This window comes from Sphingopyxis sp. GW821-FHT02C12 (assembly GCF_059421785.1).
The window spans coordinates 1180342-1202644 of record NZ_JBWKVQ010000002.1; the positions used below are offsets into that span (position 1 = coordinate 1180342).

28 protein-coding genes are annotated in these 22303 nt (G+C 65.3%); 25 read left to right on the top strand and 3 right to left on the bottom strand.

The features are described 5' to 3' along the window. The first annotated feature begins 12 nt into the window (after positions 1-12). The 3 genes from AC07U1_RS20935 (at position 13) to AC07U1_RS20945 (ending at position 2840) form a co-directional block, all read left to right on the top strand. Entirely contained in the window at positions 13-1209 is a 1197-nt protein-coding gene (locus AC07U1_RS20935) for a phosphoglycerate kinase (protein WP_056351267.1), read from the top strand. 100 nt (positions 1210-1309) lie between these two features. After that, positions 1310-2179 carry a fructose bisphosphate aldolase gene (locus tag AC07U1_RS20940; protein ID WP_495178457.1) on the top strand — a complete coding sequence of 290 codons (870 nt, stop codon included), beginning with the start codon at positions 1310-1312 and terminating at the stop codon, positions 2177-2179. 4 nt (positions 2180-2183) lie between these two features. Then, positions 2184-2840, top strand: coding sequence for an O-methyltransferase (locus AC07U1_RS20945; RefSeq protein WP_495178456.1), 657 nt, complete (start codon positions 2184-2186; stop codon positions 2838-2840). Positions 2841-2943: 103 nt separating this feature from the next. Here the strand turns inward: AC07U1_RS20945 and AC07U1_RS20950 are convergent, their stop codons facing one another. Further along, positions 2944-3345: a hypothetical protein gene (locus AC07U1_RS20950; RefSeq protein ID WP_495177645.1), complete on the bottom strand. Its 402-nt coding sequence runs from the start codon at positions 3343-3345 to the stop codon at positions 2944-2946. A gap of 35 nt (positions 3346-3380) precedes the next feature. On the opposite strand from AC07U1_RS20950, the gene thiE reads away from it, so the two are divergent. From thiE to AC07U1_RS20975, 5 genes are all read left to right on the top strand, one after another. Beyond that, on the top strand, positions 3381-4016 hold the full coding sequence (gene thiE / locus AC07U1_RS20955; protein ID WP_495177644.1) for a thiamine phosphate synthase: 636 nt from the start codon (positions 3381-3383) through the stop codon (positions 4014-4016). Positions 4017-4054: 38 nt separating this feature from the next. Beyond that, positions 4055-4537, top strand: a complete 483-nt coding sequence (locus AC07U1_RS20960) for a M23 family metallopeptidase (RefSeq protein WP_495177643.1) — start codon at positions 4055-4057, stop codon at positions 4535-4537. Between the two features lie 338 nt (positions 4538-4875). Beyond that, complete coding sequence (locus AC07U1_RS20965) at positions 4876-6849, top strand: OPT family oligopeptide transporter (RefSeq protein WP_495177641.1); 1974 nt, start codon at positions 4876-4878, stop codon at positions 6847-6849. A gap of 112 nt (positions 6850-6961) precedes the next feature. After that, entirely contained in the window at positions 6962-7525 is a 564-nt protein-coding gene (gene efp, locus AC07U1_RS20970; RefSeq protein WP_187140217.1) for an elongation factor P, read from the top strand. A gap of 120 nt (positions 7526-7645) precedes the next feature. Further along, positions 7646-8464 (top strand): inositol monophosphatase family protein, encoded by an 819-nt coding sequence (locus AC07U1_RS20975; protein ID WP_056351281.1) that lies wholly within the window; start codon positions 7646-7648, stop codon positions 8462-8464. A 16-nt stretch (positions 8465-8480) separates the two neighbouring features. Here AC07U1_RS20975 and AC07U1_RS20980 read toward each other — a convergent pair whose 3' ends face one another. Both AC07U1_RS20980 and AC07U1_RS20985 read right to left on the bottom strand, forming a co-directional pair. Continuing rightward, positions 8481-9467: an alpha/beta hydrolase family protein gene (locus tag AC07U1_RS20980; protein WP_495177640.1), complete on the bottom strand. Its 987-nt coding sequence runs from the start codon at positions 9465-9467 to the stop codon at positions 8481-8483. 145 nt (positions 9468-9612) lie between these two features. Beyond that, a complete protein-coding gene (locus tag AC07U1_RS20985; RefSeq protein WP_495177639.1) occupies positions 9613-10092 on the bottom strand; it encodes a YbjN domain-containing protein in 480 nt (159 codons plus the stop codon). 211 nt (positions 10093-10303) lie between these two features. On the opposite strand from AC07U1_RS20985, the gene AC07U1_RS20990 reads away from it, so the two are divergent. The 17 genes from AC07U1_RS20990 to nuoK are packed head-to-tail and all read left to right on the top strand — an operon-like array spanning position 10304 to position 22301. After that, entirely contained in the window at positions 10304-10678 is a 375-nt protein-coding gene (locus AC07U1_RS20990; protein ID WP_056351288.1) for an NADH-quinone oxidoreductase subunit A, read from the top strand. Next, complete coding sequence (locus AC07U1_RS20995) at positions 10675-11229, top strand: NuoB/complex I 20 kDa subunit family protein (RefSeq protein WP_156377814.1); 555 nt, start codon at positions 10675-10677, stop codon at positions 11227-11229. The genes AC07U1_RS20990 and AC07U1_RS20995 overlap by 4 nt, the downstream gene beginning before the upstream one ends. Further along, positions 11229-12143: an NADH-quinone oxidoreductase subunit C gene (locus AC07U1_RS21000; RefSeq protein WP_495177638.1), complete on the top strand. Its 915-nt coding sequence runs from the start codon at positions 11229-11231 to the stop codon at positions 12141-12143. The genes AC07U1_RS20995 and AC07U1_RS21000 overlap by 1 nt, the downstream gene beginning before the upstream one ends. Positions 12144-12178: 35 nt before the next feature. Then, entirely contained in the window at positions 12179-13396 is a 1218-nt protein-coding gene (locus AC07U1_RS21005) for an NADH-quinone oxidoreductase subunit D (RefSeq protein WP_200938102.1), read from the top strand. A 23-nt stretch (positions 13397-13419) separates the two neighbouring features. Beyond that, positions 13420-13725, top strand: a complete 306-nt coding sequence (locus AC07U1_RS21010) for a nuclear transport factor 2 family protein (RefSeq protein WP_056352291.1) — start codon at positions 13420-13422, stop codon at positions 13723-13725. Next, entirely contained in the window at positions 13725-14393 is a 669-nt protein-coding gene (locus AC07U1_RS21015) for a complex I 24 kDa subunit family protein (RefSeq protein WP_495177637.1), read from the top strand. The genes AC07U1_RS21010 and AC07U1_RS21015 overlap by 1 nt, the downstream gene beginning before the upstream one ends. Next, positions 14393-14569 carry a hypothetical protein gene (locus tag AC07U1_RS21020; RefSeq protein WP_495177636.1) on the top strand — a complete coding sequence of 59 codons (177 nt, stop codon included), beginning with the start codon at positions 14393-14395 and terminating at the stop codon, positions 14567-14569. The genes AC07U1_RS21015 and AC07U1_RS21020 overlap by 1 nt, the downstream gene beginning before the upstream one ends. Beyond that, the gene (nuoF, locus tag AC07U1_RS21025; protein WP_495177635.1) at positions 14569-15858 is read left to right on the top strand and encodes an NADH-quinone oxidoreductase subunit NuoF; all 1290 of its coding nucleotides are present in this window, start codon (positions 14569-14571) and stop codon (positions 15856-15858) included. The genes AC07U1_RS21020 and nuoF overlap by 1 nt, the downstream gene beginning before the upstream one ends. Then, complete coding sequence (locus tag AC07U1_RS21030) at positions 15855-16559, top strand: hypothetical protein (protein ID WP_492739568.1); 705 nt, start codon at positions 15855-15857, stop codon at positions 16557-16559. Before nuoF ends, AC07U1_RS21030 begins: the two co-directional genes overlap by 4 nt. Then, entirely contained in the window at positions 16556-17209 is a 654-nt protein-coding gene (locus AC07U1_RS21035; protein ID WP_495177634.1) for a hypothetical protein, read from the top strand. The genes AC07U1_RS21030 and AC07U1_RS21035 overlap by 4 nt, the downstream gene beginning before the upstream one ends. Before the next feature lie 3 nt (positions 17210-17212). Continuing rightward, positions 17213-19225 carry an NADH-quinone oxidoreductase subunit NuoG gene (gene nuoG / locus AC07U1_RS21040; RefSeq protein WP_495177633.1) on the top strand — a complete coding sequence of 671 codons (2013 nt, stop codon included), beginning with the start codon at positions 17213-17215 and terminating at the stop codon, positions 19223-19225. Next, on the top strand, positions 19222-19359 hold the full coding sequence (locus AC07U1_RS21045; RefSeq protein WP_156377816.1) for a hypothetical protein: 138 nt from the start codon (positions 19222-19224) through the stop codon (positions 19357-19359). The genes nuoG and AC07U1_RS21045 overlap by 4 nt, the downstream gene beginning before the upstream one ends. After that, entirely contained in the window at positions 19356-20408 is a 1053-nt protein-coding gene (nuoH, locus tag AC07U1_RS21050; RefSeq protein ID WP_495177632.1) for an NADH-quinone oxidoreductase subunit NuoH, read from the top strand. Before AC07U1_RS21045 ends, nuoH begins: the two co-directional genes overlap by 4 nt. After that, positions 20405-20890 carry a hypothetical protein gene (locus AC07U1_RS21055; protein ID WP_495177631.1) on the top strand — a complete coding sequence of 162 codons (486 nt, stop codon included), beginning with the start codon at positions 20405-20407 and terminating at the stop codon, positions 20888-20890. The genes nuoH and AC07U1_RS21055 overlap by 4 nt, the downstream gene beginning before the upstream one ends. Next, the gene (gene nuoI, locus AC07U1_RS21060) at positions 20887-21375 is read left to right on the top strand and encodes a NuoI/complex I 23 kDa subunit family protein (protein WP_495177630.1); all 489 of its coding nucleotides are present in this window, start codon (positions 20887-20889) and stop codon (positions 21373-21375) included. The genes AC07U1_RS21055 and nuoI overlap by 4 nt, the downstream gene beginning before the upstream one ends. Before the next feature lie 12 nt (positions 21376-21387). Then, positions 21388-21999, top strand: a complete 612-nt coding sequence (locus AC07U1_RS21065; RefSeq protein WP_056351307.1) for an NADH-quinone oxidoreductase subunit J — start codon at positions 21388-21390, stop codon at positions 21997-21999. Next, entirely contained in the window at positions 21996-22301 is a 306-nt protein-coding gene (gene nuoK, locus AC07U1_RS21070) for an NADH-quinone oxidoreductase subunit NuoK (RefSeq protein ID WP_053554267.1), read from the top strand. The genes AC07U1_RS21065 and nuoK overlap by 4 nt, the downstream gene beginning before the upstream one ends. Positions 22302-22303: the final 2 nt, after the last annotated feature.

The following is a 22303-nucleotide window of genomic DNA, read 5'->3' on the forward strand; positions in this document are numbered from 1 at the left end:
AGGGAAAAAGCGATGGCCGCGTTCAAGACCCTCGACGACATCGGCGACGTCACCGGCAAGAAGGTGCTGGTGCGCGTCGACCTCAATGTCCCGATGATCGATGGCGCGGTCGGCGACCGGACGCGGATCGAGGCGGCGATGCCGACGATCCGCGAACTGTCGGACAAGGGCGCGATCGTGCTGCTGCTTGCGCATTTCGGGCGGCCGAAGGGTGCGAAGAACCCGACACAGTCGCTGAGCCTCGTCATGGGCGGGCTCGAGGATGTGCTCGGCCATTCGGTGATGTTCATCCCCGAATGCGTCGGCGAAGGCGCCAAGGCGGGCATCGCGGTGCTCGCCGCGGGCGATGTCGCGGTGATGGAGAATACGCGCTTCAACCCCGGCGAAGAAGCCAATGACCCGGCCTTTGCCGATGCGCTCGCCGAGGTCGGCGACCTCTATGTCAATGACGCCTTTTCGGCGGCGCACCGCGCGCATGGCTCGACCGAGGGCATTGCCCACCGGCTTCCCTCCTATGCCGGCCGTGCGATGGAGGCCGAACTCAACGCGCTCGACGCGGCGCTCGGCAATCCGGCGCATCCGGTCGCGGCGGTCGTCGGCGGCGCCAAAGTGTCGTCGAAGATCGACGTGCTGCGCAATCTGGTCGGTCAGGTCGATCATCTGATCATCGGCGGCGGCATGGCGAACACCTTTCTCGCCGCGCGCGGGGTCGATGTCGGCAAATCGCTGTGCGAACATGATCTGGTCGAGACCGCCAACGCGATCTTCGACGCCGCCGACAAGGCGGGCTGCACCATCCATCTTCCTTATGATGTCGTGGTGGCGAAGCAGTTCGCCCCCAATCCGCCAACGCGCACGGTCAATGTCCATGAGGTTGCCGCCGACGAGATGATTCTCGACATCGGCCCCGCCGCGACCGAGGCGCTCGCCGACGTGCTGAAGAACTGCCGTACCCTCGTGTGGAACGGCCCGCTCGGCGCGTTCGAAACCCCGCCGTTCGACACGGCGACCGTCGCGCTGGCGAAAACCGCCGCGGCGTTGACCCGCGGGGGCACGCTGATTTCGGTCGCGGGGGGCGGCGACACCGTCGCGGCGCTCAATCATGCCGGCGCGGCCGCCGACTTCACCTTCGTCTCGACCGCCGGCGGCGCCTTCCTCGAATGGATGGAAGGCAAGCCGCTGCCCGGGGTCGACGCGCTCAAAGCCTGATTTCGCGCGCGCATTTGCATCCCGCCAGCGGGGTGGCTATGCGCGCCATCGCATACCTATGCAAAGCCACGGAGATGTTATGACCACCGCCAATGCCGCCATGCTGGACCAGATCAAATCGGGGCAGGGCTTTATCGCCGCGCTCGACCAGAGCGGCGGTTCGACGCCAAAGGCGCTGAAGGGCTATGGCATCGAGGCCGATGCGTTCTCGAACGACGAGGAAATGTTTGGGCTGATCCACGACATGCGCAGCCGCATCGTTACCGCGCCCTGCTTCAATGGCGAGAAGGTGATCGGCGCGATCCTGTTCGAACGCACGATGGACGGCGACGCGGACGGCAAGCCCGTCCCGGCGCTGCTCTGGGAGCGCGGCGTGGTGCCGTTCCTGAAGGTCGACAAGGGGCTCGAAGACGAAGCCGATGGCGTCCAGCTGATGAAGGCCAACCCCGGTCTCGACGAGCTGTGCGCGCGTGCCGTCGCCAAGGGCGTGTTCGGCACCAAGATGCGCAGCGTCGTCAACCTCGCCAATGAAGCGGGCGTCAAGGCGATCGTCGAACAGCAGTTCGCCGAAGCGGCGCGTATCGCGGCACATGGCCTCGTCCCGATCATCGAACCCGAAGTGAACATCAAGAGCGCCGAGCGCGACGCCGCCGATCGCCTGCTGCTCGCCGCGACGCTCGCCGCGCTCGACGCCTGGGACGGCGAACCGGTTATGCTCAAACTGTCGCTGCCGACCGAAGCCGGGCTTTTCCAGCCGCTGGTCGACCATCCCAAGGTGCTCCGCGTCGTTGCGCTGTCGGGCGGCTTCGCGCGTCCCGAAGCCTGTGTCGAACTGGCGAAGAACCCCGGCATCATCGCCAGCTTCAGCCGCGCGCTGCTGGAAGACCTGCGCCACCAGATGAGCGACGACGACTTCAACGCGTCGCTGGGCGGCGCGATCGACGAAATTCACGCGGCCTCGGTGGCCTGATGTGATGGGAGAGAGGTGGCAAGCCGTCGACGATTATATCGCTGACAAATTGCTCGGCGCCGACGACGCGCTTGCCGCCACCCTCTCCAGCAATGAAAAACAGGGCTTGCCGCCGATCGACGTGTCGGCGACGCAGGGCAAGATGCTGTTCCTGCTCGCCCAGATCGCCGGCGCGAACCGCATCCTCGAAGTCGGCACGCTCGGCGGTTATTCGACGATCTGGCTGGCGCGCGCGCTGCCCGATGACGGACGGCTGGTGACGCTCGAACTCGAACCGCATCATGCCCGGGTCGCGCGCGAGAATCTGGAGCGCGCCGGGGTATCGGACAAGGTCGATATCCGGATCGGCTCCGCCGCCGACAGCCTCGGCGCGATGGCGACGGGCGACCCGTTCGATTTCGTCTTCATCGACGCCGACAAGCAGAGCAACGCGCACTATGTCGCCGAAGCGATCCGGCTGGGGCGCAGCGGCACGACGATCATCGTCGACAATGTGGTGCGCGAGGGCGGGGTGCTTGAGGCGGACAGCGACGACGAACGCATCGTTGGGACGCGGGCCTTGTTCGACATGCTGAGCGCCGACCCGCGCCTCGACGCGACCGCGGTGCAGACGGTCGGCGCGAAGAAATGGGACGGCTTCGTGCTGGCGCGGGTGCGTTAGACTATACCAGCCTCGTCATTGCGAGGAGCGGAGCGACGCGGCAATCCAGAGCTCGCGTAAACCGCTCTGGATTGCTTCGCTTCGCTCGCAATGACGAGGTGGGTTAAATCCCGCCGTCGAACCGGAAACCGAACCGGTAATCCGCAGGCTTCAGCGTCACGTCGGTCCTTTTCTCGGGCCGCACCGACTCCAGCCGGATCGCGCCGTCCGCCAGCGGGGTCGATTCGCCGAGCGTCACCTCGAACGGTTGCTTTTCGCCATTGCCGCGCCACCAGACCATCTTCACCCGCACCCGGCCTGCCCAGACGCAGCGCGCGTTCATCGGGCAGCGGCTGTCTTCCAGTACCTCGACCGGCTGGACGATCGGGCCGTCGACATAGGCGCGCTGGCCGAGCGCGACGTCGCTTCCGTCGGGGAGGGGCGTCGCGGCGCCGGTCGCCGCGCACGCCGACAGGGCGAGGGCGGCAAGCATGATCGGGGCGGCAAGACGGGCTGTTTTCATCATTTGCCCGCACCTAAGCGCGTCGCTATGAACCCGCCATGACCCAAGTGACCCGCACCCCGTGCCAGCTTTATCTCATCTCGCCGCTCGACGTCGGTGGCGATTTTCCTGCCCGGCTTGAGGAGGCGCTGGCCGCCGCGCCGGTCGCGGCGTTCCAGTTTCGCGTCAAGGGCATCGCGCAGCATGAGGCGGCGCGGCTAGCGGAACCGCTGCAGGCGATCTGCGCCGCGCACGACACCGCCTTCATCGTCAACGACGATGTCGCGCTCGCCAAACGGCTCGGCGCCGACGGGCTGCATCTGGGGCAGGACGATGGCGATCCCCGCGAGGCGCGCCGCATCCTCGGCCTCGACGCGCAGATCGGCGTCACCTGCCACGGCAGCCGCCACCTCGCGATGGAAGCGGGCGATGCCGGCGCCGATTATGTCGCCTTCGGCGCCTTTTATCCGACAACGACCAAGACCGTCGAACATATGGCCGACCCCGAAATCCTGACCTGGTGGCAGAGCATGTTCGAACTGCCCTGCGTTGCGATCGGCGGCATCACCCCCGACAATGCCCGGGCATTGATCGACGCCGGCGCCGATTTCATCGCGGTGTCGGGGGCGGTCTGGTCGCACCCCGAGGGCGCGGCGGCGGCGGTGAAACAGTTCGACGCGCTACTGGCGGGGTGAAAAGCGCGGCGGTCCGCGCTGCGATTGCGATACTCGCGATGGGCGTCGCAGGGGCAGCGAGCGGACGCGGCGCACCGGACATCACCATCATCATTCCGGTCGAGGGGATCAGGCCCACCGAACTGGTCGACAGCTGGACCAGCGCGCGCGCCGGCGGGCGGGCGCACCATGCGATCGACATTCCGGCACCCGTCGGCACGCCGGTGCTGGCCGCGATGGACGGGCGGATCGAGAAGCTCTTTGCCTCCGACCGCGGCGGCCTCACCATCTATCAGCGCTCCGATGACGGTCGATTGATGCTCTATTACGCGCATCTGCAGGGCTATCGCCGCAGCCTCGCCGAAGGGGACAGGGTCAAACGGGGGCAGGTGATCGCGACCGTCGGGGCGAGCGGCAATGCCGACCCGGCCTTTCCGCACCTGCATTTGCAGATGCTGACCACGGTGCCGGGTAGCGCCTGGACCGCGGGCGAGCCGATCAATCCCTATCCGCTGCTCACCGGACGGCGCGGCCGCCGTTGACGGGTCAGCCGGCGGGGTAGTCGGGGCCGGGCTTCTTGCCGGGGTCGTCGTCGCGGTTGCGGGGCGGGGCGCCATCCTTTCGCCAGCCGAAAAGGCCGGCACAGGGGGTGGGGCGCCGGGGGAGGGCGTTGCCGCCGCGGCGGGGGCGGCGCATATCGTCGGAGAGGTTGCGGGTCATCATGGGGGCGCTTCTGCCAGCGCCGGGCGCATTCCTATTGGATCGTTGCGTCAAAAGGATTTCGGTCCGTCGCATTTGGCGCTTCGGTCCAATAGCGCCCACGCCTTTTCGCTTGCGCATCGCGCGGCACCTCGCAACACAGCGGGCGGGGAGACCGAGTATGACCGAAGCCACCACGCCAACCACCGGGGCGAAAGCCGGCGTCCGCGAACTGACGCTGCGCGCCGTCCTGCTCGGCGGCGTCCTGACGTTGATGTTCACCGCCGCGAACGTCTATCTGGGGCTGAAGGTCGGGCTGACCTTCGCGACCTCGATTCCCGCCGCGGTGATTTCGATGGCGCTGCTGCGCTTCATGACCGGCGCGACGATCCTCGAGAATAATATCGTCCAGACGATCGCGAGCGCCGCGGGCACGCTCGCCGCGATCATCTTCGTGCTGCCGGGGCTCGTCATGGTCGGCTACTGGCAGGGCTTCCCGCTGCTCGAAACCACCGCGATCACGATGCTCGGCGGCCTGTTGGGCGTGCTCTTCTCGGTACCGCTGCGCCGCGCGCTCGTCGTCGATTCGGACCTGCCCTATCCTGAAGGGCGCGCCGCCGCCGAAGTGCTGCAGGTCGGCGCCGCGAGCGCCGAGGGCGCGGCGGAGAACAAGGCGGGCCTGTCGGCCTTGCTGTGGAACAGCCTCGTCGCCGCAGGCTTCACCCTGCTCACCCAGATGAAGGTCGCGGCGGGCGAAGTGTCGAAATGGTTCTCGGTCGGCGCAGGCGCGACCGGTATCGCCGGCGGCCTCGGCTTCGCGCTGTTCGGGGTCGGCCATCTCGTCGGCCTGTCGGTCGGTCTGGCGCAGCTTGTCGGGCTGGTCACCGGCTGGTGGATATTGCTGCCGATCCTGACGCAGGGCGTCGCGGGCCCCGATGCCGAGACGATCGCGAACACGGTGTTCCGCGCCGATGTGCGTTTTTTCGGCGCCGGGGTGATCGCGGTCGCGGCACTCTGGACGCTGCTCAAGATCGCGCGCCCGGTGATCGGCGGCATCCGCTCGGCGATGGCGGCGAGCAAGGCGCGTCACGCGGGCACGGTGCTGGCGGTCGGCGAGCAGGATATTCCGATCGGCTGGGTGTTCGGCGGGTCGCTGCTGGTGCTGATCCCGATCGCCTGGCTGCTGTGGTCGATCCTCGCGGGCGGGCCGCTGGCGGGGTCGGCGGTGATTCTCGTCGCGGGCGCGCTCGTCTTCATCGTCGTGATCGGGCTAATGATCGCGTCGGTCACGGGCTATATGGCCGGCCTGATCGGCGCGTCGAACTCGCCGGTGTCGGGCATCGGCATCCTCGCGATCATCGCCTCGTCGTTGTTGCTCGTCGGGCTGCTCGGGCGCGGCGGCGGCGAAGAGGCGAGCGCGGCGATGGTCGCCTATGCGCTGATCGTCACCGGCGTGGTGTTCGGCATCGCAACGATCTCGAACGACAATCTCCAGGACCTCAAGACCGGCCAGCTCGTCGGCGCGACGCCGTGGAAGCAGCAGGTCGCGCTGATGATCGGCGTCTTCTTCGGTTCGCTTGTGGTGCCGCCGGTGCTCAACGTGCTCAACGAGACGCTCGGCTTCGTCGGCGTTCCCGGCGCGGGTCCGAATGCGCTCGCCGCGCCGCAGGCCGGGCTGATCTCCTCGCTCGCGAAGGGCGTGCTCGGCGGTGATCTCAACTGGACGATGCTCGGCTATGGCGCGCTCGCGGGCGTCGGCTTTATCCTCGTCGACGAATTGCTCGGCCGCGCGGGCAAGCTGCGGCTGCCGCCGCTCGCCATCGGCATCGGTATCTACCTGCCGATGGCGGTGATCCTGCCCGTCGTGATCGGCGCTGTTGGGGGCTGGTTCTATGATCGCTGGGCGGAACGCCGCGCCAACGCCGCCTTCGCGCACCGCATGGGCGTGCTGACCGCGACCGGAATGATCGTCGGTGAGAGCCTGTTCGGGGTCTTTTATGCGGGCCTCGTCTACGCGACCGACAGCGATGCGCCGCTCGCGGTGGTCGGCGACGGCTTCCATGTGCCATCGATCTTCATCGGGCTCGGCCTGTTCGTCGCGCTGATCTCGCTCAGCTATGCGCGGACGCGCAAAGCGGTCGAGACCACGGCCTGAACGAACGCGCGCTTGCCCTTCGCCGCCTTCGCGGCTAAGGGCGCGCTCCTGTATCCGGTGCGTCGCGACGCGTCGGCGGCTCTTTCCATCCTTGAACCAGCGAGTGTGCGCGATGAAAATCACCGGCGTTGAAATCCGTCCCGGCAATATTATCGAATATGAAAAGGGGATCTGGAAGGTCACCAAGATCCAGCACACCCAGCCGGGCAAGGGCGGCGCCTATATGCAGGTCGAGGCCAAGAATCTGATCGACGGCCGCAAACTCAACAACCGTTTCCGCAGCGCCGACACGGTCGAAAAGGTCCGCCTCGACACCAAGGATTTCCAGTTCCTCTATGCCGAGGGCGACGATCTGGTGTTCATGGACAAGGACACGTTCGAACAGATCACGATCGCCAAGGACGTCGTTGGCGACGCGCATGAATTCCTGCAGGACGGCATGGATGTCGTGCTCGAGCTTTGGGAAGAGCGCCCGATCTCGGTCGAGCTGCCCGAACATATCGAAGCGACGATCGTCGAGGCCGACGCGGTGGTGAAGGGGCAGACCGCCTCGTCGTCGTACAAGCCCGCGATCCTCGACAATGGCGTGCGCGTGATGGTGCCGCCGCACATCACCAGCGGCACCCGCATCGTCGTGCATGTGTACGACCGCGAATATGTCCGCCGCGCGGACTGATTAAGTTCCCCTCCCGCTTGCGGGAGGGGTTAGGGGAGGGCCTGTTCGGGGAGCAGGCTTTTGTCCCGAATACATTCCCTCCCCCGACCCCTCCCGCAAGCGGGAGGGGGGAGATTCGAAATGGCCGTATCGGGCATCATCACCGTCATGGAACGCGCCGCGCGCAAGGCGGGCACCAAGCTGCGCCGCGACTTCGGCGAGATCGAGCATCTGCAGGTCTCGCAAAAGGGGCCCGCAGACTTCGTTTCGAAGGCCGACCAGGCCGCCGAGCGTACGCTCTATGACGAGCTTGGCCGCGATCGTCCGGGTTGGGGCTTCGTGCTCGAAGAGGGCGGCGTGATCGAGGGCGATCCCGGCAAGCCGCGCTTCATCATCGATCCGCTCGACGGCACCTCGAACTTCCTCCACGCGATCCCGCATTTCGCGATCTCGATCGCGGTGCAGGAGCCGAAGCTCGGCGGCGGCTGGGGCGATATCACCTCGTGCCTCATCTACCACCCGGTGACCGACGAAAGCTATTGGGCCGAGCGCGGGCGCGGCGCCTGGCTGCATGACCGCCGCCTACGCGTGTCGTCGCGCCGCCATCTCAACGAATGCCTGATCGCCACCGGCATCCCCTTCATGGGCCATGGCAATATGGCGCAGTGGAGCCGCGTGTTCGGCGCGGTCGCGCCCGAAGTCGCGGGCATCCGCCGCTTCGGCGCCGCCAGCCTCGACCTCGCGTGGGTCGCGGCGGGCCGTTATGATGGTTTCTGGGAAAGCGACCTCAAGATCTGGGACGTCGCCGCCGGCATATTGCTGGTGCGCGAAGCCGGCGGCTTCGTCAGCGATTTCCGCGGCGGCGACCGCGCGATCGAACGCAGCGAATTCATCGCCGGCAGCGCCGCAGTGCATTCGAAGCTGCAAAAGCTGGTCGCGGGCGCGCTGCGCAACGCCTGATTTCGCGCGTTACGATTCAGGGACGCAGCGCGTCCCTGAGAAACCCCACGACCTGCGGCCAGGCATCGCCGCGCGCCTTGGCGTTGGCGTCGGGACTGCCGCCGCCGCGCGGATCGTCGCGGGCTTCGGTCGACCCGCCCGCCAGGTCATGCCCGGCATCGGGATAGAGCAGCGCGATGGTCTTCAACCCTGCCGCGTCGCGCGTCGCGACGATGTTGCGCGCCATCCGGCCCGAATTCCACAGCTGGTCCTTGTCGCCCGCGATCAGCATCAGCTTGCCGCGATAGGCGTCGACCGGAATGCGCGCGGCGGTTTCGCGATCGCCATGGTCGGCGCGGCCATTCTCGTGGATCGCGCGCAAATCGGCCTTGTCGCCGGCCATCAGCCCTTCGACAAAGCCGCGATAGGGCATGAAGGGCAGGGGCTTGCCATCGAAGGCGAAGGAAGATCGCGTGCCCTCGGCCTCGACCATCTCGAGCCCCCAGCCCTCCCACACCAGATCGGACGGCGCATAGGCGACGACGCCAGCGATCCATGGATAGCGGCTCGCGGCGATCAGCGCGAATTCGGACCCTTTCGATCCGGCGAACAGGCCGAACCGGCTGGTGTCGACGCCCGGCATCGTCGCGAGTTGCGCCTTCAGTCCGGCGATCTGGTCGACCCGAATGTCGATGAAGCTGCCCGGCAGGTCGGCATATTCGGGCGGCGGCCCAAAGCTGCCCCAGTTCGGCGAATAATAGGGCAGGCTGACCGCGGCATAGCCAAGCCGGGCGAGGATCGGTCCGAAACGCTTTCCGGCCCCGTCACCGCCCTCGGCGCCGGCGAGGATGACGACGACCGGCCGCTGCTGGGGCCCGGCAAGCCGGTAGAGCCTGGCATGCGGAAAACCCGCGATCGCCGTTTCCTCGATGGCCGCCGTTGCTGATTGTGGGGCCTCTTCGGCGCAGGCGATGGCCGGGCTGGCCAGTGCCAATATCGTTCCAACAAATATCGCCCGCAGCATCGTCGTCCTTTCCTGGGATTTCGATCTGCTGTTTTAGTTACATAATACAGCAAGGCAAGGGCGTTGCGCGGACGATTCCCCATTTCTTCCTGCGGCGGTCGCCGGGCGCGACGTCCGTTGAGACATCGCGCCCGACGCTCCATCGCTATTTTTCGAAGACGAACGCCTGATAGGCGTCCATCAGCGCCGCCCAGGTGCTGAAGCTATCGCTCAGATTTTCGCGCGGAAGGCCCGCGAAGTCGAGGTCGACGTCCATTTCGAGCACCGGGTCGCCGCTATCGTCGCGATAGGCGCGCGCGAAGCGTTTCTCGCTGTTCCATTTGTTGAGCCGCTCAAGCGTCGTGCTCTTGGCGTCGTTGAAACCCATATAATATTGCAGAGTCTTGCAGTCCTTGCCCTCGTCGCAGTTCATGAACAGGACGAGGAACTTCAGGCCGTCGCGGCTGCTTTCGATATAAGGATTCTCACCCGGCTTGGTGACCAGCGTCGCAGGCCAGCCTTGCGACTCGACGATCGCCTTGATCGCCTGCGGATCCTTCGCGTTGACCAGTTGGGCCTGCGCGGGCGTCGCCGCGAACATTGCCGCCGCCACGACCAACCCGCCCGCTATCGAAAATTTACCCATGTTCTTCCCTCATTCCATACCATCCGCGATACGCGCGGCCGACCGACCCGACGGCGGCGTAACATGCCTCGCCAAGGGACAATATGCTTTTGGTCACATGGGCATGATTTTCCTGTCCGCAGCGCTTGCGAGTGGCGCTTTGCTGGCCTAAAGCGCCCGCAACAAAGGGTGACCAACACCCCAACAGACAACAGATGAACTGCGAGCTCCCATGGTCGACCTGACGCAATATCTGCCGATCCTGATTTTCCTGTTCGTGGCTGTCGGCCTGTCGGCCGCATTCGTGTTCCTGCCGATGGGCGTTTCCCGCCTGACCGGTGCGCACCAGCCCGATCCGGCGAAGCTGACCGAATATGAATGCGGCTTCCCCGCGTTCGAGGACGCGCGCAGCCAGTTCGACGTGCGCTTTTATCTCGTTGCCATTCTTTTCATCATCTTCGATCTCGAAGCGGCCTTCCTCTTTCCCTGGGCGGTGAGCCTCGAGGAAATCGGCTGGGCCGGCTGGGCGACGATGATGATTTTCCTCGCCGAACTCGCACTCGGCCTTGTTTATGCATGGAAGAAAGGGGCGCTGGATTGGGAATGAGCAATTCGAGCATCCTGATGCCCGGCCAGATGCCGGTGGCGCCCGGGACGAATCCCGATGCGGGCTTTTTCGACGACCTCAACAACGAGGTCGGCGACAAGGGCTTCCTCGTGACTTCGACCGAGGATCTGTTCAACTGGGCGCGCACCGGCTCGCTGTGGTGGATGACCTTCGGCCTCGCGTGCTGCGCGGTCGAGATGATCCACGTCAACATGCCGCGTTACGACATGGAACGCTTCGGCGCCGCGCCGCGCGCCTCGCCGCGCCAGTCGGACGTGATGATCGTCGCGGGCACGCTGTGCAACAAGATGGCGCCCGCGCTGCGCCGCGTGTACGACCAGATGTCGAACCCCAAATATGTCATCTCGATGGGCAGCTGCGCCAATGGCGGCGGCTATTATCACTATAGCTATTCGGTGGTGCGCGGCTGCGACCGCATCGTGCCCGTCGACATCTATGTCCCCGGTTGCCCGCCGACCGCCGAAGCCTTGCTCTATGGCGTGATGCAATTGCAGCGGAAGATCCGCCGCACCGGAACGATCGAACGCTGATGGGTCATCCTGCTCCTTTGATCGCCCCGCAGTCGGGCCTTGCTGCTGCGCTCAAGGCGCTGCTCGGCAAGGATTTGCTCGCGCATGATTTTGCCGCCGACGAGGACAGCATCACGGTGGATCGCGACGCGATCGCCGCGGTGATGATCGCGCTGCGCGACAATCTCGACTATCAGCAGATGATGGAGATCGCCGGGGTCGACTATCCCGACCGGCCTGAGCGCTTCGAGGTCGTCTATCACCTGCTCAGCGTCACGAAGAACCACCGCCTGCGCGTCCGCGTCTCGACCGACGAGGCGACGCCGGTGCCGACGATCGTTCCCGTCTGGCCGAACGCCGGCTGGCTCGAGCGCGAAGTGTTCGACATGTATGGCGTGCTGTTCGCGGGCAACCCCGACCTGCGCCGCATCCTGACCGACTATGGGTTCCAGGGCCATCCGCAGCGCAAGGACTTCCCGCTGACCGGTTATACCGAGCTGCGCTACAGCGAAGAGGACAAGCGCGTCGTTTATGAACCCGTGCGGCTCGCGCAGGATTTCCGCAATTTCGACTTCATGTCGCCGTGGGAAGGCGCCGACTATGTGCTGCCCGGCGACGAAAAGGCCGGCGGTACGGGCGAGGCGCCGGGCAAGGGCGCGCCGACGCCGATGACCGCGAAAGAGGTCAAGGCGGCCGACGACAAGGCGAAGGCCCCGCCGCCGCCGACTCCCAAAACCACCGAAACCCCGGCGCAGACCGGCGCCGGCGCGAAGGCCAATCTGAAGGCCGCGAAAACCAGCCGCGACGGCGCGAGCGCGAAGGCGGCGACCAAGCCCGCCAAGACGCCCGCGACGACCAAGGCGGAAAAGGCCCCGGCCAAGCCGCGCGCGCCGCGCAAGCCCAAGGCTGCCAAGACGGACGGAGGTGACGCATGACCGACTCTCCCTATGTGAAGCACCACGGCGGCGACATGTTCGAAGGCTATCCGGTAGATACCGCGAACACCGCGGGCGACCAGGTCGTCACCAACTACACGATCAACTTCGGGCCGCAGCATCCCGCGGCGCACGGCGTGTTGCGTCTTGTGCTCGAACTCGATGGCGAGATCATCGAGCGCGTCGATCCGCATGTCGGCTTGCTCCACCGCGGCACCGAAAAGCTGATCGAGTATAAGACCTATCTGCAGGCGCTGCCTTACTTCGACCGGCTCGACTATTGCTCGCCGCTCGCGATGGAGCATAGCTATGTGCTCGCGATCGAGAAATTGCTCGACCTCGAAGTCCCGGCGCGCGCGCAATATCTGCGCGTTTTGTTCGCCGAGCTGACGCGCATCTGCAATCACATGCTCAACATCGGCAGCCACGTCATGGACGTCGGCGCGATGACCCCGAACCTGTGGGTGTTCGAGCTGCGCGAGGATTGCCTCAACTTCTTCGAACGGGCGTCGGGCGCCCGCATGCACTCGGCGTGGTTCCGCCCCGGCGGCGTGCATCAGGATGTCCCCGAAAAGCTGCTCGTCGACATCGGCGAATGGGTCGAAAAGCGCCTGCCCGAATTGTTCGGCGACGCGATGAGCCTCGTCATCGACAACCGCATCTTCAAGCAGCGCAACGTCGACATCGCGACGGTGAGCAAGGAAGACGCGCTGGCCTGGGGCTTCTCGGGCCCGATGATCCGCGGCAGCGGCATCGCATGGGACCTGCGCAAGTCGCAGCCCTATGACGCCTATGCCCAGATGGATTTCGACATTCCGGTCGGCACCCGCGGCGACTGCTACGACCGCTTCATGGTCCGCGTCGAAGAAGTCTATCAGTCGGCGAAGATCATCAAGCAGTGCCTGCGCGACATGCCCACCGGCCCGATCGCCAGCCTCGACCGCAAGGTCGTGCCGCCGAAGCGCGGCGAGATGAAGCAGTCGATGGAATCGCTGATCCATCACTTCAAGCTCTACACCGAGGGTTTCCACGTCCCCGCGGGCGAAGTTTATGTGGCGACCGAAAGCCCCAAGGGCGAGTTCGGCGTCTACCTCGTCAGCGACGGCAGCAACAAGCCGTACCGCTGCAAGATCCGCCCGACGGCGTTCTCGCACCTGCAGGCGATGGATATGATGTCGAAGGGCCATATGCTCGCCGACACCACCGCGATCATCGGCGCGATCGACGTCGTGTTCGGGGAGTGCGACCGGTGAGCAAGCTGGACATCGCCGAGACGATGATCGCGCATTACAATGCGCAGGATGCCGACGCCTATGTCGCGCTGATGACCGACGACGCGGCCGAGGCCGGCTATCGCGGTGCGGTCGTTCGCGACGGCAGGGAAGGCGTGCGCGACGGGCTGAAGGCGATGTTCGCCGAATTTCCGCAGAACCGCGCCGAAATCCTCTCGGGCTACACGCTGGGCGATTTCGTCGTCCTGCACGAAAAGGTCGCTCGCTCGCCGGAGGCCGACCCGTTCGAGGTCATGTCCATCTATAGTTTCGAAGGCGACAAGGTGTCGCGTGTGGAGTTTGTCCGCTAATGGCCGACGCCCCCCAAATCCCCGATGAGGCCGAAGTTCGCGCGCGCTGGGGCGCGTTCGTCTGGACCGCCGAAAATGCCGAAAAGGCGAAGGGCATCATCGCGCGCTATCCCGCGGGGCGCCAGCGCTCGGCGGTGATGCCGCTGCTCGACCTCGCGCAGCGCCAGGTCGGCGCCGAGACGCAGACGCAGGGCTGGCTGCCCGTGCCGGTGATCGAATATGTCGCGAACCAGCTCGAAATGCCCTTCATCCGCGCCTATGAGGTCGCGACCTTCTACACCATGTACAATATGGCGCCGGTTGGCCGCTATCATGTCCAGGTATGCGGGACGACGCCGTGCCTGCTGCGCGGGTCGGACGATGTGATGGCGGCGTGCAAGAATCGCGGCATGGTCAAGGGCAAGACGACGCCCGACGGCCTGTTCACGCTGACCGAGGTCGAGTGCATGGGCACCTGCACCAACGCGCCGATGGTCCAGATCAACGACGACAATTACGAAGACCTCGATTTCGACCGCACCGCCGCGATCCTCGATGCGCTGGCGGCGGGCGAAACACCTAAGGCGGGAACCCAGCTCGCCGATCGCCACACCAGTGAGCCGCAGGGCGGCCCGACCACGCTCGTCGAGATGGTCAAGGCCAACCACGACTATCGGAAGGCCTGGTAATGCAAGTGCAAAAGCTCATCCAGCTGATCGTCCTGCTGGTCTTCGTGATTGTGGCGTGCGTGCTGCTTTCGCTGGCGGCCAAGGTGGCGATCAATCTGGCGCAGATCGCGATCGTCGTCGCGGTCATCCTCGTCATCTATTTCCTCGCCGAACGGCTTTTCGGAAAGCGCCGCTAATGCTCGCCGACAAGGATCGCATCTTCACCAACATCTACGGTTTTCAGCCGTGGAACCTGAAATCCGCGCAGGCGCGCGGCGATTGGGACAAGACCGTCGACCTGATGAAGCGCGGCCAGGACGCGATCATCGAGGAGATCAAGGCGTCGGGCCTGCGCGGCCGCGGCGGCGCGGGCTTCCCGACCGGGCTGAAATGGTCGTTCATGCCGAAGGAACCGCGCGCGGATCGCCCGAGCTTCCTCGTCATCAACGCCGACGAATCCGAGCCGGGTTCGTGCAAGGACCGCGAAATCATCCGCCACGATCCGCACAAGCTGATCGAAGGCGCGCTGATCGCCGGTTTCGCGATGCGCGCGCGCGCTGCCTATATCTACATCCGCGGCGAGTTCATCCGCGAGGCCGAGACGTTGTTCGCGGCGGTGCAGGAGGCGTATGACGCCGGCCTGCTCGGCAAGAACGCCGCCAAGTCGGGTTACGACTTCGACGTCTTCGTCCACCGCGGCGCCGGCGCCTATATCTGCGGCGAAGAAACCGCGATGATCGAAAGCCTCGAGGGCAAGAAGGGCCAGCCGCGCCTGAAACCGCCGTTCCCGGCGGGCGCCGGCCTCTATGGCTGTCCGACGACGGTCAACAATGTCGAGAGCATCGCGGTCGTCCCGACGATCCTGCGGCGCGGCGCGTCATGGTTCTCCTCCTTCGGGCGCGAGAACAACAAGGGCACCAAGCTCTTCCAGATCTCGGGCCATGTCGAGCGCCCGTGCGTCGTCGAGGAAGAGATGAGCATTCCCTTCCGCGAGCTGATCGACAAGCATTGCGGCGGCATTCGCGGTGGTTGGGACAATCTGCTCGCGGTGATCCCCGGCGGTTCGTCGGTTCCGCTGGTTCCGGCGGCCGAGATCATGGACTGCCCGATGGATTTCGACGGGCTGAAGGCCGTCGGATCGGGCCTCGGCACCGCCGCCGCGATCGTGATGGACAAGTCGACCGACGTCGTCCAGGCTATCAGCCGCATCAGCTATTTCTACAAGCATGAAAGCTGCGGCCAATGCACCCCGTGCCGTGAGGGCACCGGCTGGATGTGGCGCGTGATGGAACGGCTACGCACCGGCGACGCCGACATCAGCGAAATCGACACGCTGTTCGACGTCACCAAGCAGGTCGAAGGCCACACCATCTGCGCGCTCGGCGATGCGGCGGCGTGGCCGATCCAGGGGCTGATCAAGCATTTCCGCCCCGAACTCGAACGCCGTATTCGCGACAATGGCGGTGCGTTGGAGGCGGCCGAGTGAAATTCGCCGCGCCGATCCTTGCCCTTGCGGTGATGGCCGCAGCGACTGTGCCGACCGACGCGTCGGCGCAGCGTACCGGCACGCGTATCGGCAAGACCGCGACCAAATATGATACGAGCGAAACCATCGCGCTTGTCACCGCTTGCATGGCGGAGCGGCGCAACCAGATCTCGCGCGAGATACTCGATACATTGCCCGGGACAGAGGCTGAGCATCGCGTGATGCTGCGCAGCGAGGGGCCGCTCGGTACCTGCATGGACGACGAACGGTTCGTGCTCGATGGGAAGAAGCTTGAATTCACCGGGCGTGCGCTGCGGCCCTCGCTCGGCGTGGCGATGGCGCGCCGGCAGATCGCGGACAGCAACGGGGCGGCATCGGTGCGGGCGAGCGAGAAGCCCTGGTTCGCCGCCGCGCTCGACGCGCTGCCCGACGACGCGTCGCTCGATGCGCCGCTGCTCGCGCTGTTCGAGATGGGCGATTGCCTGGTCAACCGCGAGAGCGCGGGCGCGATCGAACTGGTCCTGTCCGAACCGGGCAAGGGCGGGCAGGGGCCGGCGATGCGCAAGCTTATCCCTCATCTGTCGCATTGCGTCGTCGCAGGGCAGGAAATCGAGATCACGCCCGAAGTGCTGCGCTACGCGGTCGCCGAGCCGATCTTCCATCGTTCTCAACCGGTTGTCGAAGTGGGAGCTACGCAATGATCGCGCTTGCATTCGCCCTTCTTGCTGCAGCGCAGGCGCCCGAACGGGCGCCGCAAGTCGACAATACGCCGGCGCCGTGGCCTGACCCCGAGCGCGAGCAGAATGGCGCGATCAGCAAGGCCGATCCCGATGCGCGCCAGACGCTCGCGCGCTATGCCGTGTGCGTCGCCGAAAAAAGTCCCGATAAGGTCTCCGACCTGCTGACGCAGGATTTTCGCCAGACCTCCTATGGCAACGGCCTGCGCAACCTCGTCCGGGCGAACGAGCTGTGTGCGCGGCAGGTCGGCACGCGCGGCGAGCGGCTGCGCGGACAGAACCTGCCCTTCGCCGCCGCGCTCACCGAAGCGATGATGGCGCGCGACGCTACGCCGCTCAAGGCACGGCTCGCCAAAGCCGCGACCGGCAAGGAAGCCGCGACCTATGCGCCCTCGGACAAGGTCGCGATGTGCGTTGCGCGCTCGACCCCCGACGAAGTCGCCGCGCTGTTCGCGACCGACGTCGGGTCCGACGGCGAAGCGCAGGCCGCGACCAAATTGCTGCCCGTCGTCAAACTCTGTGCGCAGGATGTGAAGCTCGAAACGAGCGTCGCGGGCCTCCGCTCGATCGTCGCCACCGCTAGTTTCCGCCTGCTCAAGGCCCAGGAAAGCTGATTCATGCCTAAAGTAACCGTAGATGGCACCGAAATCGACGTCCCGCAGGGCGCGACCGTCCTGCAGGCGTGCGAGCTGGCGGGGAAGGAAATCCCGCGCTTTTGCTATCACGAACGCCTTTCGATCGCCGGCAATTGCCGCATGTGCCTCGTCGAGGTCGCGCCCGGTCCGCCGAAGCCGCAGGCCAGCTGCGCGCTGCCCGCTGCCGAGGGTCAGGTGATCAAGACCGACAGCCCGATGGTCAAGAAGGCGCGCGAGGGGGTGATGGAGTTCCTGCTCATCAACCACCCGCTCGACTGCCCGATCTGCGACCAGGGCGGCGAATGCGATCTGCAGGACCAGTCGGTCGCCTATGGCCGCGGCGCGACGCGTTACGACGAGAACAAGCGCGCGGTCACCGAAAAATATATGGGTCCGATCGTCAAGACGGTGATGACCCGCTGCATCCAGTGCACGCGCTGCGTCCGTTTTGCCGAGGAAGTCGCGGGGGTCGAGGATATCGGCGCGATCTATCGCGGCGAGAATATGCAGATCACCAGCTACCTCGAAAATGCGGTGCAGAGCGAGCTGTCGGGCAATGTCGTCGACCTCTGCCCGGTCGGTGCGCTCACCAGCAAGCCCTATGCGTTCGAGGCGCGTCCGTGGGAGCTGACCAAGACGCTCGGCATCGACATGATGGACGCGGTCGGCACCAATGTCCGCATCGACGCCCGCGGGCGCCAGGTGCTGCGGGTTTTGCCGCGGGTGAACGACGATGTGAACGAGGAATGGGCGAACGACAAGACGCGCCACCATGTCGACGGCCTCGTCCGTCGCCGCCTCGATCAGCCTTATGTTCGGGTGAATGGCGCGCTCCAGCCCGCCAGCTGGGCCGAGGCCTTCGCGGCGATCAAGGCGGTCAACGCCGGATCGTCGGTCGCCGCGATCGCGGGCGACCTCGCCGATTGCGAGACGATGTTCGCGGCGAAATCGCTGGTCAATGCGCTCGGCGGCACCCTGCTCGAAGGGCGCCAGACCGGGCTCGATTACGACGTCACCAGCCTGTCGGCGGTCAATTTCAATACCACGATCGCCGAGGCGGAGAACGCCGACGTGATCCTGCTCGTCGGCACGAACCTGCGCTGGGAAGCGCCGCTGATCAACACGCGCGTCCGCAAGGCGGTGTGGAAAAAGGGCGCCAAGGTCTTCGCGATCGGCCCCGAAACCGATCTCACCTACAAGGCCGAATGGCTGGGCGACGATGCGTCGCTGGTCGCCAAGCTGCCCAAGCCTGTCACCGAGGCGCTGAAGGGCGCCGAGCGGCCGATGCTGATCTTCGGCGGCGGCGCTTTGTCGGTCCCCGGCGTCCATGGCGCCGGCCTCGCGCTCGCCAAGGCGGTGGATGCGGTCAAGGACGGCTGGAACGGCTTCAACGTCGTGCATTTCTCGGCCGCGCGCATGGGCGCGCTGATGCTCGGCTACGGCCTGCCCGGCGGCATCAAGGACATCGTCGCGGCGAAGCCCAAACTGGCTTTCTTCCTCGGCGCCGACGAGGTCGATTTCACCGCCTTCGCCGATACGCTGAAAGTCTATGTCGGCCATCATGGCGACAAGGGCGCGCACGCCGCTGACGTCATCCTGCCTGCCGCGGCATGGACCGAAAAGGACTTCACCACGGTCAACACCGAGGGCCGGGTCCAGCGCAGCGACAAGGCGGTGTTCGCCCCCGGCGACGCGCGCGAGGACTGGAGCATTTTCAGGGCTTTGGCTGACGCGCTCGGCGTCAATATCGGCTTCGACAGCTTTGCCGAATGCCGCGCCGCGATGATCGCGGCGGTGCCCGCGCTGGGTGTCGAAGGTCTCGCCGATTACGGCTGGACGGTGCCCAAGCTGCCGACCAAGCCCGAGGCCCGCGCGATCCCGTCGCCGGTCAAGGATTTCTATCTCACCAACGCCATCTGCCGCGCGTCGCCGACGATGCAGCGCTGCTCGGAAGAGCTGGTCCATGGCGTCACCTTTGCGGAGGCCGCGGAATGACCCCGGTGCATATCATCGCCAGCACGCTGCTCGTCGGCATGGGCTACGCCGTCTGGCGCGGTTTCAACGCGCCCAAGAGTGAGAAGCCCGGCCCGCACAATGGTTGGAAAAACCAGGACGGCGCGAAGAAATGACCGATACCTTCATCTCGTGGGGCATGGACCCGACCTGGGCGTGGGGTGTCGCGACGATCGCCGGCATCCTGCTGATCGCGCTGCCGCTGATGCTCAGCGTCGCGATGATCATTTATGCCGACCGCAAGATCTGGGCGGCGATCGCGCTGCGCCGCGGCCCGAACGTCGTCGGCCCCTTCGGCCTGCTCCAGTCGTTCGCCGACGGCCTGAAAGTGTTCCTGCAGGAAACGATCATCCCGACCGGTGCCAACCGCGGGCTGTTCCTGATCGCGCCGATCATCACCTTCACCGTGGCGCTGATGGCGTGGGCGGTGATCCCGTTCAATGCGGGCGCGGTGCTCGCCGACATCAACGTCGGGCTGCTCTACATCCTCGCGATCTCGTCGCTTGGCGTCTATGGCGTGATCCTGTCGGGCTGGGCGTCGAACTCGAAATATCCGTTCTTTTCCGCGATGCGCGCCTCGGCGCAGATGATCAGCTATGAAGTCTCGATCGGGTTCATCCTGATCGGGGTCGTGCTCTATGCCGACAGCTTCAACCTGAACGAGATCATCAAGGCGCAGGAAGGTTTCGGGCTCGGCTTCGTCAATGCCTTCGGCTTCAACCTGCTGCTCTTCCCGCTCGCGGTGATGTTCCTGATCTCGTCGCTCGCCGAAACCGCACGCGCGCCGTTCGACCTCACCGAGGCGGAATCGGAGCTCGTCGCGGGCTATCAGACCGAATATTCGTCGATGGCCTTCGCGCTCTTCTGGCTCGGCGAATATGCGAACGTGCTACTGATGTGCACGCTCAACGCAGTACTGTTCTGGGGCGGCTGGCTGCCGCCGCTCAACATCGACCTGATCCCCTGGTTCGACATTCCGGGCTGGGTGTGGCTGTTCGGCAAGATCCTGTTCTTCTTCTTCGTGTTCAGCTGGGTCAAGGCGACCGTCCCGCGCTACCGCTACGACCAGCTGATGCGGCTGGGGTGGAAGGTCTTCCTGCCGATCTCGCTGATCTGGATCTTCCTGATCTCGGGCTGGCTGATGCTGACGAGGTATGGGGCGTGAGTACGCTGGCTGTTCTCGCAGCGGCTGTTGTCGCTAATGGCGTCCCGCCCGTAGCGAACCTGCTGCTGGCGCGTCCGCTGGAGTCCTTCGATTGTCGTCTGCACGACATGGAGGGCAAAGCTTATCCCTTTGCCTTTCGGGTGACCGGTGGGCAGGGGATATTGTCCCGGGACGGATTGCAGGGTTGGACCCCGCGCAGGATCGAGGTCGTCGAGGATCCGATGGGCCTCGCCAGCGACCTGTACCGCGAGCAATATCAATATGCAGCCGGCATCGATCGGGGCGAAGGCAAGCAGAGCATTGGCTGGCTCGAAAACGGCAGCTTTCATCACGGACTGCAAATCGAAGCGCGCAAGATCGGGAACGGCGACGTTTCCGTTGCGGTTTACGGCGGCTTTTCCGACAAATTCTCCGCGATCGGCCTGTGCGAACATAGCTCCGTCGATCAGAAGCCCATCGAAAAAGAATCGAACGACCAATGAGCACCATCGCCCATCTCGTCAAAAGCTTCACCTTGTGGGAATTCGTGAAGGCGCACGCCCTCACGCTCAAATATTTCTTCAAGCCCAAGGCGACGATCAACTATCCGTTCGAGAAGAACCCGCTGTCGCCTCGCTTCCGCGGCGAGCATGCGCTGCGCCGTTATCCGAATGGCGAGGAACGCTGCATCGCGTGCAAGCTGTGCGAAGCGGTGTGCCCGGCGCAGGCGATCACGATCGAGGCCGAGCCGCGCGACGACGGCAGCCGCCGCACGACGCGTTACGACATCGACATGACCAAGTGCATCTATTGCGGCTTCTGTCAGGAAGCGTGCCCGGTCGATGCGGTGGTCGAGGGGCCGAACTTCGAATTCGCGACCGAAACGCGCGAGGAACTGCTCTATGACAAGGCCAAACTGCTCGCCAATGGCGACAAATGGGAACGCGCGATCGCGGCGAATCTTGCCGCCGACGCGCCCTACCGGTAAGGGCGCGCGCACATGATCCAGCTCTTCGCCTTCTACCTGTTCGCCACGCTCGTCATCGCGTCCGCCGCGATGGTGATTTTCGCGCGCAATCCGGTCCACAGCGTGATGTGGCTGATCCTCGCCTTCTTCAACGCGGCGGGTCTCATGCTGCTCGCGGGCGCCGAGTTCATCGCGATGCTGCTCGTCATCGTCTATGTCGGCGCGGTCGCGGTGCTGTTCCTGTTCGTCGTGATGATGCTCGACATCGATTTCGCCGAATTGCGCGCGGGTTTCGTGCGCTATCTGCCGCTCGGCGCGCTCGTCGCGATCATCCTCGCCGCCGAACTGATCTTCGCGGTCGGCGCGTGGAGCGCGGGTGGGATCGATCTCGCGGCGCGCGCCGCGCCCGCGGTCGCCGACAAGAGCAATATCCAGCAGATCGGCGAACTGCTCTACACGAAGTATATCTTCCTGTTCGAGGCGGCGGGCATCGTGCTGCTGGTGGCGATGATCGGCGCGATCGTGCTGACCCACCGCCAGCGCGGCGGCGCGCGCACCCAAAATATTTCGTTGCAGAACCAGCGCCGTCCCGAGGATGCCACGCGCCTTGTCGACCCGGGCGTCGGGCAGGGGGTTGAGCTGTGATCTCGGTTGGCCATTATCTCGCGGTCAGTGCCGTGCTGTTCACGCTCGGCGTGCTCGGCATCTTCATCAACCGCAAAAATATCATCGTCATCCTGATGGCGATCGAGCTGATCCTGCTCGCGGTGAACATCAACCTCGTCGCGTTCAGCGCCGCGCTCGGCGATCTCGTCGGACAGGTGTTCGCGATGTTCGTGCTGACCGTCGCCGCCGGCGAGGCCGCGATCGGGCTCGCCATTCTCGTGATCTATTTCCGCGGCCGCGGCACCATTGCGGTCGATGACGCCAACCGGATGAAGGGGTAAGC

Excerpts from the sequence above, each read along its gene's own strand:
- AC07U1_RS20935 (WP_056351267.1), top strand. The coding sequence starts at position 13 with ATGGCCGCGTTCAAGACCCTCGACGACATCGGCGACGTCACCGGCAAG.
- AC07U1_RS20940 (WP_495178457.1), top strand. The coding sequence starts at position 1,310 with ATGCTGGACCAGATCAAATCGGGGCAGGGCTTTATCGCCGCGCTCGAC.
- AC07U1_RS20945 (WP_495178456.1), top strand. The coding sequence starts at position 2,184 with ATGGGAGAGAGGTGGCAAGCCGTCGACGATTATATCGCTGACAAATTG.
- AC07U1_RS20950 (WP_495177645.1), bottom strand. The coding sequence starts at position 3,345 with ATGATGAAAACAGCCCGTCTTGCCGCCCCGATCATGCTTGCCGCCCTC.
- thiE (WP_495177644.1), top strand. The coding sequence starts at position 3,381 with ATGACCCAAGTGACCCGCACCCCGTGCCAGCTTTATCTCATCTCGCCG.
- AC07U1_RS20960 (WP_495177643.1), top strand. The coding sequence starts at position 4,055 with ATGGGCGTCGCAGGGGCAGCGAGCGGACGCGGCGCACCGGACATCACC.
- AC07U1_RS20965 (WP_495177641.1), top strand. The coding sequence starts at position 4,876 with ATGACCGAAGCCACCACGCCAACCACCGGGGCGAAAGCCGGCGTCCGC.
- efp (WP_187140217.1), top strand. The coding sequence starts at position 6,962 with ATGAAAATCACCGGCGTTGAAATCCGTCCCGGCAATATTATCGAATAT.
- AC07U1_RS20975 (WP_056351281.1), top strand. The coding sequence starts at position 7,646 with ATGGCCGTATCGGGCATCATCACCGTCATGGAACGCGCCGCGCGCAAG.
- AC07U1_RS20980 (WP_495177640.1), bottom strand. The coding sequence starts at position 9,467 with ATGCTGCGGGCGATATTTGTTGGAACGATATTGGCACTGGCCAGCCCG.
- AC07U1_RS20985 (WP_495177639.1), bottom strand. The coding sequence starts at position 10,092 with ATGGGTAAATTTTCGATAGCGGGCGGGTTGGTCGTGGCGGCGGCAATG.
- AC07U1_RS20990 (WP_056351288.1), top strand. The coding sequence starts at position 10,304 with ATGGTCGACCTGACGCAATATCTGCCGATCCTGATTTTCCTGTTCGTG.
- AC07U1_RS20995 (WP_156377814.1), top strand. The coding sequence starts at position 10,675 with ATGAGCAATTCGAGCATCCTGATGCCCGGCCAGATGCCGGTGGCGCCC.
- AC07U1_RS21000 (WP_495177638.1), top strand. The coding sequence starts at position 11,229 with ATGGGTCATCCTGCTCCTTTGATCGCCCCGCAGTCGGGCCTTGCTGCT.
- AC07U1_RS21005 (WP_200938102.1), top strand. The coding sequence starts at position 12,179 with ATGTTCGAAGGCTATCCGGTAGATACCGCGAACACCGCGGGCGACCAG.
- AC07U1_RS21010 (WP_056352291.1), top strand. The coding sequence starts at position 13,420 with ATGATCGCGCATTACAATGCGCAGGATGCCGACGCCTATGTCGCGCTG.
- AC07U1_RS21015 (WP_495177637.1), top strand. The coding sequence starts at position 13,725 with ATGGCCGACGCCCCCCAAATCCCCGATGAGGCCGAAGTTCGCGCGCGC.
- AC07U1_RS21020 (WP_495177636.1), top strand. The coding sequence starts at position 14,393 with ATGCAAGTGCAAAAGCTCATCCAGCTGATCGTCCTGCTGGTCTTCGTG.
- nuoF (WP_495177635.1), top strand. The coding sequence starts at position 14,569 with ATGCTCGCCGACAAGGATCGCATCTTCACCAACATCTACGGTTTTCAG.
- AC07U1_RS21035 (WP_495177634.1), top strand. The coding sequence starts at position 16,556 with ATGATCGCGCTTGCATTCGCCCTTCTTGCTGCAGCGCAGGCGCCCGAA.
- nuoG (WP_495177633.1), top strand. The coding sequence starts at position 17,213 with ATGCCTAAAGTAACCGTAGATGGCACCGAAATCGACGTCCCGCAGGGC.
- AC07U1_RS21045 (WP_156377816.1), top strand. The coding sequence starts at position 19,222 with ATGACCCCGGTGCATATCATCGCCAGCACGCTGCTCGTCGGCATGGGC.
- nuoH (WP_495177632.1), top strand. The coding sequence starts at position 19,356 with ATGACCGATACCTTCATCTCGTGGGGCATGGACCCGACCTGGGCGTGG.
- nuoI (WP_495177630.1), top strand. The coding sequence starts at position 20,887 with ATGAGCACCATCGCCCATCTCGTCAAAAGCTTCACCTTGTGGGAATTC.
- AC07U1_RS21065 (WP_056351307.1), top strand. The coding sequence starts at position 21,388 with ATGATCCAGCTCTTCGCCTTCTACCTGTTCGCCACGCTCGTCATCGCG.